15 protein-coding genes are annotated in these 11,648 nt (G+C 48.8%); 8 read left to right on the top strand and 7 right to left on the bottom strand.

Annotated features, from left to right (window positions below; translation table 11 throughout):
* Window positions 1-83: 83 nt before the first annotated feature.
* Together rpmA and rplU are read right to left on the bottom strand one after the other, a co-directional pair.
* Window positions 84-341 (bottom strand): 50S ribosomal protein L27, encoded by a 258-nt coding sequence (gene rpmA / locus E1189_RS05825; RefSeq protein ID WP_155159101.1) that lies wholly within the window; start codon window positions 339-341, stop codon window positions 84-86.
* 18 nt (window positions 342-359) lie between these two features.
* The gene (rplU, locus tag E1189_RS05820; protein ID WP_155159100.1) at window positions 360-671 is read right to left on the bottom strand and encodes a 50S ribosomal protein L21; all 312 of its coding nucleotides are present in this window, start codon (window positions 669-671) and stop codon (window positions 360-362) included.
* 326 nt (window positions 672-997) lie between these two features.
* Here rplU and ispB point away from each other — a divergent pair, with 326 nt between their 5' ends.
* The 4 genes from ispB to E1189_RS05800 all read left to right on the top strand — a co-directional run bounded on the left by ispB (window position 998) and on the right by E1189_RS05800 (window position 5,129).
* Window positions 998-1,978: an octaprenyl diphosphate synthase gene (gene ispB / locus E1189_RS05815; protein WP_155159099.1), complete on the top strand. Its 981-nt coding sequence runs from the start codon at window positions 998-1,000 to the stop codon at window positions 1,976-1,978.
* 200 nt (window positions 1,979-2,178) lie between these two features.
* Entirely contained in the window at window positions 2,179-3,303 is a 1,125-nt protein-coding gene (locus tag E1189_RS05810; protein ID WP_155159098.1) for a GIY-YIG nuclease family protein, read from the top strand.
* A 107-nt stretch (window positions 3,304-3,410) separates the two neighbouring features.
* Window positions 3,411-3,638: a hypothetical protein gene (locus E1189_RS05805; RefSeq protein WP_155159097.1), complete on the top strand. Its 228-nt coding sequence runs from the start codon at window positions 3,411-3,413 to the stop codon at window positions 3,636-3,638.
* 213 nt (window positions 3,639-3,851) lie between these two features.
* Complete coding sequence (locus E1189_RS05800; protein WP_196221245.1) at window positions 3,852-5,129, top strand: OprD family outer membrane porin; 1,278 nt, start codon at window positions 3,852-3,854, stop codon at window positions 5,127-5,129.
* 96 nt (window positions 5,130-5,225) lie between these two features.
* Here E1189_RS05800 and gorA read toward each other — a convergent pair whose 3' ends face one another.
* The gene (gene gorA, locus E1189_RS05795) at window positions 5,226-6,581 is read right to left on the bottom strand and encodes a glutathione-disulfide reductase (protein WP_329601914.1); all 1,356 of its coding nucleotides are present in this window, start codon (window positions 6,579-6,581) and stop codon (window positions 5,226-5,228) included.
* 179 nt (window positions 6,582-6,760) lie between these two features.
* On the opposite strand from gorA, the gene lpxL reads away from it, so the two are divergent.
* On the top strand, window positions 6,761-7,759 hold the full coding sequence (lpxL, locus tag E1189_RS05790) for an LpxL/LpxP family Kdo(2)-lipid IV(A) lauroyl/palmitoleoyl acyltransferase (protein ID WP_196221244.1): 999 nt from the start codon (window positions 6,761-6,763) through the stop codon (window positions 7,757-7,759).
* A gap of 25 nt (window positions 7,760-7,784) precedes the next feature.
* Here lpxL and E1189_RS05785 read toward each other — a convergent pair whose 3' ends face one another.
* Entirely contained in the window at window positions 7,785-8,048 is a 264-nt protein-coding gene (locus E1189_RS05785) for a DUF1040 family protein (RefSeq protein WP_155159094.1), read from the bottom strand.
* A gap of 206 nt (window positions 8,049-8,254) precedes the next feature.
* Here E1189_RS05785 and E1189_RS05780 point away from each other — a divergent pair, with 206 nt between their 5' ends.
* The 3 genes from E1189_RS05780 (at window position 8,255) to E1189_RS05770 (ending at window position 10,014) form a co-directional block, all read left to right on the top strand.
* The gene (locus tag E1189_RS05780; protein WP_155159093.1) at window positions 8,255-8,752 is read left to right on the top strand and encodes an 8-oxo-dGTP diphosphatase; all 498 of its coding nucleotides are present in this window, start codon (window positions 8,255-8,257) and stop codon (window positions 8,750-8,752) included.
* Between the two features lie 172 nt (window positions 8,753-8,924).
* Complete coding sequence (locus tag E1189_RS05775; protein WP_155159092.1) at window positions 8,925-9,371, top strand: Hsp20 family protein; 447 nt, start codon at window positions 8,925-8,927, stop codon at window positions 9,369-9,371.
* 142 nt (window positions 9,372-9,513) lie between these two features.
* Window positions 9,514-10,014: a DUF3450 domain-containing protein gene (locus E1189_RS05770; RefSeq protein ID WP_155159091.1), complete on the top strand. Its 501-nt coding sequence runs from the start codon at window positions 9,514-9,516 to the stop codon at window positions 10,012-10,014.
* A gap of 51 nt (window positions 10,015-10,065) precedes the next feature.
* Here the strand turns inward: E1189_RS05770 and E1189_RS05765 are convergent, their stop codons facing one another.
* The 3 genes from E1189_RS05765 to E1189_RS05755 form a co-directional block, all read right to left on the bottom strand.
* Window positions 10,066-10,695 carry a thiol:disulfide interchange protein DsbA/DsbL gene (locus tag E1189_RS05765; RefSeq protein WP_329601912.1) on the bottom strand — a complete coding sequence of 210 codons (630 nt, stop codon included), beginning with the start codon at window positions 10,693-10,695 and terminating at the stop codon, window positions 10,066-10,068.
* Between the two features lie 184 nt (window positions 10,696-10,879).
* Window positions 10,880-11,335 carry a thiol:disulfide interchange protein DsbA/DsbL gene (locus E1189_RS05760; RefSeq protein WP_155159090.1) on the bottom strand — a complete coding sequence of 152 codons (456 nt, stop codon included), beginning with the start codon at window positions 11,333-11,335 and terminating at the stop codon, window positions 10,880-10,882.
* Between the two features lie 15 nt (window positions 11,336-11,350).
* Complete coding sequence (locus E1189_RS05755; RefSeq protein WP_155159089.1) at window positions 11,351-11,518, bottom strand: hypothetical protein; 168 nt, start codon at window positions 11,516-11,518, stop codon at window positions 11,351-11,353.
* Between the last annotated feature and the right edge of the window lie 130 nt (window positions 11,519-11,648).

The raw sequence follows: 11,648 nt of genomic DNA, 5'->3' as shown, positions 1-11,648 counted from the left end.
GTGAAGGGAAGATATGGGAAAACTCAGAACCAAAAAAGCCCCGCAAGCGGGGCTTTTTCAGGCTTTCAGGAAGCCAGAGACCATTAAGCCGCTTCTACACGAATGTATTTACGGTTCTTTGGACCCTTAACTTCGAAAACAACCTTGCCGTCAGCCTTAGCGAACAGGGTGTGATCCTTGCCCATGCCAACGTTCTCACCAGCGTGGAACTTGGTGCCACGCTGACGAACCAGGATGTTGCCAGCCAGTACAGCCTGACCGCCGAAACGCTTCACGCCAAGGCGTTTACTTTCCGAGTCGCGGCCGTTACGAGTACTACCGCCTGCTTTTTTGTGTGCCATGAGTCAATACCCTCCGAATCAGGCGCTGATGCCAGTAATCTTGATTTCAGTGAACCACTGACGGTGGCCCATCTGCTTACGGTGGTGCTTACGGCGACGGAACTTAACGATAGTCACCTTTTTGCCACGACCGTGAGCAACGATCTCAGCGTTAACCTTAGCGCCTTCAACAACAGGAGCACCGATCTTAACGTCTTCACCGTTGGCAACCAGCAGAACCTGGTCCAGTTCGATGGCTTCGCCAGTGGCAACGTCCAGCTTCTCAACCTTCAGGGTTTCGCCTTCAGTCACGCGGTACTGCTTGCCACCAGTTTTAATAACTGCGTACATGGAATTCTCCGAAAATCCTTGGCCTTTTTGTCAAAGGCATCCGCCAGATGCGGAATTTTCTGTTAACCGACTGTTTCCAAGATAGTGCCCCATGATCCGGCGTGAACCGGCCATAACAAAATGGCGACTATCAGGACTTTCAGAACGGATCGCGTATTGTAGAGAAGGACTCTCCACGAAACAAGCCATTCTCACTCTCTCGCGGACATCTACTGCACACGGTCAGTATCGCAGGCTTTGGGGTGGTGTATTTCCTTGACACCCTTGTGGGCACCTCATACGATCAACTACCGTCTACCAGTTTCTTCACACAAGTATCTCCACGAATGTCCCAGAACGACGATGTCCGCCGTATCTACGCTACGGTCAAAGAGGATTTTCAGGCCGTAAACGAATGCATCATGGCTCAGCTGCACTCCGACGTTGGCCTGGTAGAAAAGATCGGCCACTACATTATTGATGCCGGTGGCAAGCGTCTGCGTCCTCTCCTTGTGCTGCTCAGTGCCGGCGCCTGCGGTTACAAGGGCGACAAGCACTCTACCCTCGCCGCCACTATTGAATTCCTGCACACAGCCACTCTTCTTCATGACGATGTTGTAGATTCTTCCGATCTGCGCCGTGGCCGTTCCACCGCCAATGCCAGGTGGGGCAATTCCCCCAGTGTACTTGTGGGCGACTTCCTGTTTTCTCGTGCTTTCGAAATGATGGTGCAGATTAACAAAATGGATGTTATTTCCACGCTGGCCTCTGCTACCAATGTCATTGCCGAAGGTGAAGTGATGCAACTTGTGAACGTTCGCGATCCGAACCTCACCGAAGAGCAGTACCGGGAAGTGATTCGCTGCAAAACAGCCATGTTGTTTGAAGCCTCCACCCATACCGCGGCCCTGCTTGCTGAAGCCTCTTCAGAAAAAATTGAAGCCCTTAAGGCTTATGGCAATCACCTCGGCCTTGCCTTCCAGCTTGTGGATGACTTGCTGGACTACACCGGCGACAGCGACACCATGGGCAAGAACGCAGGTGATGATCTTGCTGAAGGTAAAGTCACACTGCCGCTTATCCACGCCATGGCCAATGGTACTCAGGAACAAACCACCGCGATTCGTAAAGCCATTCGCGGAAACGGCCTTGAGCATCTTGGTGAAGTCATGGCTGCGATGAAAGCCTGCGGCTCGCTGAACTACACCGCACAAAGCGCCCGTGATGAAGCTAACAAGGCCATTGCAGCGATCCAGATTCTGGATGATACACCACACCGTCAGGCCATGATCGACCTGGCTCACATGTCTGTAAAACGGACTGCCTGATCCTTTCTTACAGGGCAGCCTGCCCAATGCAGGCTGCCTTCAGCCTTACACGACAAAAGACTTTCACTCACAACCCGGAAAGTGTGCTTTTCAAGTGCTATAAATCATTCGTGAAATACTGACCAAAAACCCACTTCACACCACCGACAAGGCCGCTATAATGCGCGCCTCGCGTTCAGTAACACACGGGTCGTTGCCTCTTGATTATCTTCACCGTCACTAACACTGTCACCAGCCAGATTTATGTTGGCTCCACCCGAAACGATCTGGAAGCCCAGTGGGAAAGAATGGTGGCTGCCGCTGAGCAGAATCTCGATTATCCACTGTACCGTGATATTCGTACCCATGGCTGTGATGCCTTCACCCGCGAAATTTATGACATGGCCGACAGTCGCCAGGAGCTGGCGGAGCTGGAGCAGGATGCTGTCGATAGTCTGAACGCTATCAGCCTGCGCGGACACAAAACCAGCACGGTTGTCATCAAAAAGAAAGCACCAGTGCGCCGCAAGAAATCGGAAGCTGAAAAAGAACTGCTTGATCTGCTGGATACTTTCGCATCCGATGCATCGGACGACCTGCCTATGGAAGGTGTGGAGTCCAAAGACAAAGACAAAGACAAAGAAAAGTCCGAAGCAAAAGGCCGTATTATCAAGGCTGACACACCAGCCCAGCCGGTGATTCAACAGCAGACATCCGCTCCACAAAGCACAGCCAGACCTGCAGCCCCAAAAGCAGCTAGTGGAAGGTCATCTTTCGATGCGGTGGCTGCAGCCAAAGCTATTCTGGCCCAGGCCGCTAAAGAGCAGGAAGAAAAAGAGAAAGCCGCTGCTGTCAAACCAAAGCCCGCAGACCCAAAACGTACCTCTCGCACCACTGGCAATGTAAAAGTGGAAGTGAGCATTGATGACACAATCAATGCACAACTGGCAGCTATCACCGCGGCAGTGGACGGCGTGCTTGCTGGAAATTCCGATGCTGCGAGTCAGCTGGAGACCCAAACCCGTACAGTTGAAGTGACGCCGGTTGCAGCTGAACGCAAATCGGCTCCCGTTGCAACTGCAGAGCCTACTATTCAAACAGAAGCTGCACCAGCTGTCGAAGCGAACCCTGCTGTAGAAGCACCGGTAACCGTTGAACCACCAAAGCCTGTGCTCAGCGAAAAGGAACTGCGCATTATGGAAGCTATGGAACGCCACCGGGAAGGGCGAGCCAAACGTACCAGCGAAGTGGTGGATGCCGAGAAGAAACATATTCAGGAACTTCTGGCAGAGCTTAACAGTCGTGTAGAAGCCATACCTCTTCAAGGCACTACTGCTCTTCACTAAAAGCGAAACAGCCTCTTGATCAGAAACCCGGCAATGGTCGGGTTTCTTTTTATTTTCGAAGAGTGAACTAAGCTGAAACTTGACTCAAAAAAACAGGTTTCAAACCAATGAGCAAACAGGACGCTTACCCACAGGCAAAGCATGGTCAGGAAAATCATTATAATGAGAAGCTCAAAAATGCACTCTATGGCTTGAGCCAGATGAATGCCAGCCTGATTAACATGGAAGAAAAGCTGACTTTACAGAATGTACGCTGCAAGAAAATTGCAGCAGAAATGAAAGAGCTTCAAAAATCCCTGGCAAAAACAACTTCTCCTCACAGTAAACCTTCTTAACTTGGTGCACGCACCACATAACGCCCTTCTTTCCTGCACCACACTGCACCATATAAAACGTCTGTCCTATTTTTTTGCCTGCCCAGCAAAAAAATAGGCATTAATACGTGCACAAATAAAAAAACTTTTGATATGCTCAGACGCGCACAACATTTACTTGCAGTTTGTCGTCGCAATAAATACAAAACACACAACAAAAAAAAGACACACACAATGAAAAACTTGAAAGCATCTGCCCTGGGCGCAGCCATCGCTGCCGCTGTGGCAGCTACTTCTGCTCAAGCTGTTGAAGTTGTAACTACAGATCCTTCCTTTAAGCTGTCCTACAAGAACTACAAATGGGATGAAGATCACGGGTCTGGTTCAGCTAACAAGCGTGATGAATGGGTACACGCTCTCATTGCTGACTTTGATACAGGCTATGTTAATGATGTTATTGGCGCTGTAGTAACTGTTGGTGCTGCTGATGTAATCAGTGCCAAGAAAGGCTCCAAGTTCAGCAACATTGAAGGCAACAAGTTGTATGAAACCAAAGGCACAGCTGCATATGATGCTGAAAAAGCCCAACAAAAAGCCAACAACATTGCAGGTGTTCAACAAGCCTACCTGAAAGCCAAGTACACATTGGGTGCAGTTGATCTGGCCGGTGCCTATGGTGTCAAGAAGCGTAGCTATGAGCTTTACGGCAATGCCGGTTCTCGCGTTCTGCCTGCCAGTTCCTATGGTCTTGACCTGTCTGCCAGCTTAATGGGCGCCACTGTTTACGGTGCGCACCTGACCAAAGGCAGTAACCGTAACGACTCCTCCTTCACCAAGGATCTGGACGTAGACAGCATCCGCATTCTGGGTGCAAATTTCACCGTTGCCGATGTCGCCCTGACTGCCGAGGCACTGCGCGCCAAAGACCTTTACAAGAAGAAGTTCCTGAAAGCAGCCTACACCCTGCCTTTAGGTGAAGATCTTTCTGTGGACATGGACGCTCGCTATGCCACAGCCAAAGATGATGGCAGTGCCGATAAATATAAGTCCAGCTATTACAACCTGAATGCCACCGTAAACTTCGGCAGTGCCTATGTGGGTGCAGGCTATAACAAGACCAAAGATGGTGACTGGAAGGCAGGAGATACCGGTGCCGGTGACCACGGAACCTTTAACTCATCTCTGTCCCAATGGGCTGACTACTCTGCTGAAGGTGAAAAGGCCTACCTTCTGACAGCAGGTTATAACTTTGCGGATCTCGGCCTGCCAGGCCTGAGTATTGATCTGACAACAGCCAAAGGACATGATGCTGAGGGATTCAGCACGTTTGATCGTCGTGAATACTCAAGTTATATCTCCTACGCTTTTGATGGTCAGTTAGACGGTTTGTCCCTGGCGTGGTACCACTTCAATTACAAGCTGGACGAACGCGAAACTGGTAGCACAGAAACTCAGAAGACAAAGGAAAAAGGCAATCGCCTTTACCTGAAGTACTCCGTAGCCGTATTCTGATTCAATCTGAATTCGATATTCCTTCAGAACCCAAAAGGGGAAAGCCAACCGGCTTTCCCCTTTTTTCTTACACAGCCTCGATTTACACAAACAAAATCAAGCAGGTGTACGCATAGTCACAAACTCTTCTGCTGCTGTTGGGTGAATACCAATAGTGGAATCAAAGATCTTCTTGGTTGCTCCCGCCTTCAGAGCAACGCCCAGCCCCTGCAGAATTTCACCGGCGTCTGCACCGACCATATGGCAACCCAGAACCTTATCGGTTTCACCATCCACAACCAGCTTCATGAAAGTCTTTTCCTGACGACCGCTGAGAGTATGCTTCATGTGGCGGAAGCGGGATTTGAAAATCACCACATTGCCATACTTCTCACGGGCCTGCTCTTCGGTCAAACCAACAGTACCAATATTGGGCTGACTGAACACTGCAGTAGCAATATGCTCATAATCCATAGCGACAGGCTCTTTATCGCCATAGAGGTGATTCACCAAAGCCATACCTTCGGAGAGCGCAACAGGGGTCAGCTGCAGGCGATCAATCACATCGCCCAGTGCATAGATGCTTGGCACAGAACTTTGGAAGTTATCATTAACCTTGATAGCACCTCTCTTACCCATTTCCACACCAACCTCTTCCAGACCAAGATTGCCGGTGTTCGGCACACGACCAGTGGCGTACAAAACCGCATCACAGCTTTCGGTGGTATCGTCCGCCCAAGTGATGGTCAGACTACCGTCAGCTTCTTTATCAATTTTCTTCACATTGCTGTTGAAACGTAGATCAATACCCTTGCCCAGCATTTCATCACGAAGGGTTTCCCTCACATCCTTGTCAAATCCGCGAAGGAACAGATCACCACGATAAGACTGTACGGTTTCAGCACCCAACCCATGGAAGATGCCTGCGAATTCAACAGCAATATAGCCACCGCCCACAACCACAATCTTCTTAGGGAAGGTTTCCAGATAGAATGCATGGTCGGAAACAATCACGTGCTCTTTACCGGGGAAGTCAGGTACGAATGGTTTGGCACCGGGTACAACCAGAATGCGTTCAGCGGTGTATGTCTGACCTGCCACTTCAACCGTATTGGCATCCACTACCCTGGCGTAACCGTGAATCAGCTCAACACCCGCATTCTTCAGAATGTTCTCGTAGATACCGTTCAGGCGCTCAATTTCTTTGGTCTTGTTGTCTCGCAGGGTTGGCCAGTCAAACTTTGCGCCCTCCACTGTCCAGCCATAACCGCGGGCATCTTCAAAATCTTCTGAATAGTGGGCACCGTAAACGAACAGTTTCTTGGGTACACAGCCGATATTGACACAGGTTCCCCCAAGGAAACGACCTTCAGCCACAGCCACTTTGGCGCCAGAAGTGGCAGCCATGCGACTGGCGCGCACACCGCCGGACCCTGCACCAATCACAAACAGGTCGTAATCAAATTCACTCACTCGAAATATCCTCCTCAGTGAAGCCAATAATGGTTGAGAAGCGATAATACGCTTGCACTACACGTCTTATCTACCTTTCCATGTAACAGAAAATCAACAAACCTACGCAAAGTGACCGGCATACTATCCGGTACTTCCGGTATAATGCGGTGATCTGTTGGTTGCGTTCGAGAAGTGCATTGAATCCGGAGATTGATCACGAGATTCCCTTTGATGAAAGGGAGTACACCGCTAAGTATCGTTTCAAGCTGTCTTATCTGCACCCCAGACACTGGGGTTTGTGGTTGCTGATTGTTTTTCTATTTGTTGTGGGACGACTTCCCTTTCCCTGGGTGCTGGCTATCGGCCGACGCATCGGACGCCTGTTTATGAGAATGGGCGGCAGCCGGGTGAAAGTTACCCGTAAAAACCTTGAGCTTTGCTTCCCAGAGAAACCTGCGGAAGAGCGAGAAGAGTTACTGCTCAAAAATTTTGAGTCCATCGGTATCGCCCTGCTCGAGCCTGGTGTTGCCTGGTTTTCCTCCCGTAAACGCATTGAGCGCATCGGTGAGTTTATTGGCTTATCCCATGTGCTGAATATCCAGAAAAACGGCCACGGTGTGCTGGTCAGCGCACTGCACATGACCTGCGTGGAAATGGCCTGCCGCATTGCCAGCGAGCACCTCTCCTTCAACATTCTCTACCGAGTACATGATAATCCTGTTTATGAATATGTGAGCAGCGTGTGCCGTAATCGCTACAAGCACAAATCCCGCTATATTCCACGTAAACAGGTAAAAGACCTTCTGTATTTTATCAAGAAAGGAGAGGTTGGTATCATCCTTCCTGACCAGGATATGGGGCGCAAGCGCAGCCACTTTATCCCCTTTTTCGGGATCGATGCCGCGACCATTCCCAGCACCTCAGACTTCGCACGTCTGGCTGATGCCAAGGTGGTGACAGGCTCTTACTTCCTCCGTGAAGATAATCGCTATATGGTTGAGTTTTCAAAACCTCTGGATAACTTTCCTACCGAGGACAGTTTTGCTGACACCTCCCGCATCTGTTCTCTCACCGAGAGTCTGATCCGACAGCATCCAGATCAGTATCTCTGGCAACATCGGCGCTTCAAAACACGGCCAGAAGGGGAGCCCTCACTCTATGGCAAGAAAGAACACAAAAAGAAAAAAAGGAAGTAATCCCGTCTTCTTAGAAGTGCAAGGCTTAAGCCTTGCACCCTCTCGCCTCCATTAAAGCGGAACGAAAATCAGGAACATACTCTGTGTGAACGCCACCAAGCCGAGGTTGGCACCCACTCATATTTTTATCCAGTTGATAGAAAAGAACATCGTCGCTTAAGTTACTGACGCTTCCCAAGTGACCTGCCGATGCCGCAACGTGCTCCACAACACGCATCAAATCTAACTCTGGCTCTTTTTCCCAGGCTTTCAGTAACAGTTCAAGTAGCTCTTTTTTGCTTTCTGTCATTATTAGATCCCCTATCGAACTGAAAAACACAAACAAACAGATAATGTGTTTGTTTATGTTCGATTAAGTATCTCCTACGGAAACCATTAAAACCCTGACTAATATCAATTTTTACCAAACACCCTCACACCTCATTCAGTTTCTGGACATTTGTACTCTACAGAGTCAACCTTTCTACACCTTCGTTAACTGTTATAGATATCCACATGCCCCAACCTCAAAAGCTGTCTGATATTGACTGGACCAACTGGCGGCCCAAAGATCCCGCCACACTTGTTTTCGTATTCAAGGACGATCAGGTTCTATTGATTAAAAAGAAGCGAGGTTTAGGAGCAGGTAAAATCAACGGACCCGGGGGCAAACTGGAACCCGGTGAAACTCCGGAGCAATGTGCAATTCGTGAGGTGCAGGAGGAGCTGCATGTCACCCCTGAAAATCTGACCTACCATGGCGAGAACCTGTTCCAATTCACCAACGGATACTCTATTCATGTGCATATTTACAGCACTGATCAGTTTGAAGGAACGCCCACAGAAACTGACGAGGCTATTCCTGTTTGGTACCCTACCAACAACCTTCCCTATAAAGAGATGTGGGCAGACGACGAACTCTGGCTTCCCTTGGTATTGGAAGGCAAAAGCTTCACCGGCCGTTATATTTTTGACGACGATGTAATGGTGGATTACTGCCTCGAAGAAAAATAATTTTTATTTTTTCCCCCCTTGGGGTTGGAATCGAAGTTTACGTCCCTATATCTGTGGTTAAGAGAGATTGCTCAATGGAGGGTCTCTCCTTAAAAGGCCTGTCTAAAGACTTTCATGAGAAAGCCGAGGAAGGCCACTTTGATTCACATATTGCTCATTTGAGGATATGACCATGCGTACTATCGATTTCGACCTGTCTCCCCTATACCGTTCCGCTATTGGTTTTGATCGCATTGCTAACATGCTTGAGAACATCAACCACACAGGCAACCAGAACGGCTACCCCCCATACAATATCGAACTTATCGAAGAGAACAGCTACCGCATCACCATGGCTGCTGCAGGTTTTGATGAGAGCGAACTGGACATCGAAAGCCGCCAGAATGTTCTGACCGTAAAAGGCAAAAAAGCCGAAGGAAAAACAGAACGAAAGTATCTCTATCAGGGTATTGCCGAGCGTAACTTTGAACGCCGTTTCCAACTGGCTGATTATGTCCGCGTAACTGGCGCGGCCATGGAAAATGGCTTACTTCATATCGATCTTGAAAGAGAAATCCCAGAAGCCATGAAGCCTCGCAAGATCAATATCAGCAGCGGCAAACTGTTGGAAACCGAATAAACGACACTCTTTCAGGGAAGGCAGTGCCGCCTTCCCTCTGCACCTCCCTACCCTTTTCATTACATATAGTGGCAATCCAGAGCAGAGATTTTTGCTGCCTGCTGGTAAGCTTCAGGGTTTTTCCGAAGGATACAGCAGTAATATGTCCTCCACCTCTCAAAGTTCCTCTATTGAAAAGTTACAAGAAGAGATCAAACAGCTGAAAGCTGAAAACAAAACCCTGCAAGCAGACAATCCCAAGCGTATGAAAACTCAGATCAAGCGTTTGCAGGATGAGAACCGCAACAAGAACAATGAAATCACCCTCCTGAAAACTCGCCTTAAGAAGGCCCAGCAGGAAAGCTCTGAAAAAGACGCTCTGCTACAGGAAATGGGTGACAGCCTGCACACCCTGAAAGTTTTGGAAGAGCCTCACTGGGAATCTGAAGACAAGAGCTGGGCCATCTATCTTGAAGTAGATCAAGATAATGCTGAAGCCGAGCAGACAGACTTCAATCTGCGCCTGGTAGATCGCAAAACCGGCGGCGCCAAAATGCCTCATATGGAAGAAGACAAAGAAGGTAAACCAGCTCTGAACTGGCCACGTATGCGTACCATCCCGAAGGATGTGAAAGCTGTTGTCGAGAACCTTGTCGAGATTTAATTGCGAATCCCCACAGGGCTCTCCATAATTTTCACCCCGAGCGGGATCAGATTATTTCTGTGCCCGCTCTTTTTCTATCAGATACTCCGCCACTTTCAACATTTCAGCATTGCCACCGGCAGATTGTGCCGATATACGGTACTTACCATTGACAACCAAAGCAGGTACACCGTTAATGCGAGAGCCTCGCACAACAGCATCAGCCTGACGCAATTGATTACGCACGCCAAAGGACTTATAGGCCTTATTGAAAGCCGCTTCCTTTACACCATAACGGCTGACAAACTTCGCCATCTCTTCCTGTGTTGCCAACTTGCGCCCTTGTTTATGAATTGCATTAAACACGTCTTCGTGTACAGAGGGATTAAGCTTCAGCGCATCAATGGTGAAATAAAGCTGCCCATGACTTTTCCATACCGGGCGGAACTGCGCAGGAACCTTTCTGAAAGACGCATAATCAGGAAGAGTCCTCTTCCACGCCTCAATGGTTGGCTCCAGCCTGTAGCAATGGGGGCAGCCATACCAGAAGGCTTCTGCCACTTCGATTTTATTGCTCGATTGCGTTGGGACAGGTGTATCCAAACGATGATATTGAACACCCTCCTGATAAGGCTCTGCAGACAGAACAGTCAGCGGCCATAGAAGCAGTACAGCAAAAAGGATTATTATTTGTTTGATCACAGTGATACCCCAGATATTTTTATTGGAATAGGATGCCAAAGTATTGTGCCAGAAATGGTAGCCTCAACCCATCATCAAGGTGTGTCAAAGACCACCTTCAAAATAAAAAATCCGTGCAGGCCGAAACCTCCACGGATTTTTAATTCTGAGTTCGCTGTTGCAGCATCGTCAGAGAAATAAGAAGTTAAGGGTTTTTCTTCTGGTCGCGCTCTTTCTTAATCAGGAACTCGGCCACTTTCAGTAATTCATCCTGACCACCGGCACTGCCAGCAGAAAGGCGATACTTGCCATTGATAACCAGTGTTGGCACACCAGGAATATCTGCTCCCCGGATAAACGCATCCGCTTGACGCAGCTGATTACGCACACCAAAGGAGTTATGGGCCTTATCAAAGTCAGCCTCAGAAACGCCAAACCGCTTAACGAAGTTCACTTGATCTTCACGGGTATTCAGCCGGTTACCATCAACATGAATGGAGTGGTAAACAGCATCGTCAACATCATCGCCTAAGCCTAAAGCCTTAAGAGTGAAGAACAGTTGACCATGAATTCTCCACTCCTCTCTAAACAGAGCAGGAACTTCACGGAAGGAAACATCGGAAGGAAGAGTTTTTTTCCACCCCTGAACCAGGGGTCGCAATGCATTGCAATGTGGTCAGCCATACCAGAAGGCTTCGGCAACCTCGATATTGTTGCCAGATTTGGTTGGTACTGGAGTGTCCAGCCTGAAATACTGCACACCTTCTTTATAAGGCTCTGCGGCCATAGCTGCCATGGGCGACAGCAACAAAAAGACGACAAACGTCTTTAGTAACCTTCTCACAACAATACTCCGTTGCTCTTTTATTGAAGTAAAACGCTCAGGCATTGTGTCAGAAATAGTGGCGCTGTCCTACCCTTTAGGAGGATTTATAGCCAGCATAAGCAAAAACCCCGAACACAATGTGCTCGGG

It is taken from the genome of Parendozoicomonas verongulae (assembly GCF_009711465.1).
In the GTDB taxonomy this organism is placed as follows: domain Bacteria; phylum Pseudomonadota; class Gammaproteobacteria; order Pseudomonadales; family Endozoicomonadaceae; genus Sansalvadorimonas; species Sansalvadorimonas verongulae.
This window is presented reverse-complemented; position numbering and strand designations above follow the sequence as displayed.

Excerpts from the sequence above, each read along its gene's own strand:
- rpmA (WP_155159101.1), bottom strand. The coding sequence starts at position 341 with ATGGCACACAAAAAAGCAGGCGGTAGTACTCGTAACGGCCGCGACTCG.
- rplU (WP_155159100.1), bottom strand. The coding sequence starts at position 671 with ATGTACGCAGTTATTAAAACTGGTGGCAAGCAGTACCGCGTGACTGAA.
- ispB (WP_155159099.1), top strand. The coding sequence starts at position 998 with ATGTCCCAGAACGACGATGTCCGCCGTATCTACGCTACGGTCAAAGAG.
- E1189_RS05805 (WP_155159097.1), top strand. The coding sequence starts at position 3,411 with ATGAGCAAACAGGACGCTTACCCACAGGCAAAGCATGGTCAGGAAAAT.
- E1189_RS05800 (WP_196221245.1), top strand. The coding sequence starts at position 3,852 with ATGAAAAACTTGAAAGCATCTGCCCTGGGCGCAGCCATCGCTGCCGCT.
- E1189_RS05785 (WP_155159094.1), bottom strand. The coding sequence starts at position 8,048 with ATGACAGAAAGCAAAAAAGAGCTACTTGAACTGTTACTGAAAGCCTGG.
- E1189_RS05780 (WP_155159093.1), top strand. The coding sequence starts at position 8,255 with ATGCCCCAACCTCAAAAGCTGTCTGATATTGACTGGACCAACTGGCGG.
- E1189_RS05775 (WP_155159092.1), top strand. The coding sequence starts at position 8,925 with ATGCGTACTATCGATTTCGACCTGTCTCCCCTATACCGTTCCGCTATT.
- E1189_RS05770 (WP_155159091.1), top strand. The coding sequence starts at position 9,514 with ATGTCCTCCACCTCTCAAAGTTCCTCTATTGAAAAGTTACAAGAAGAG.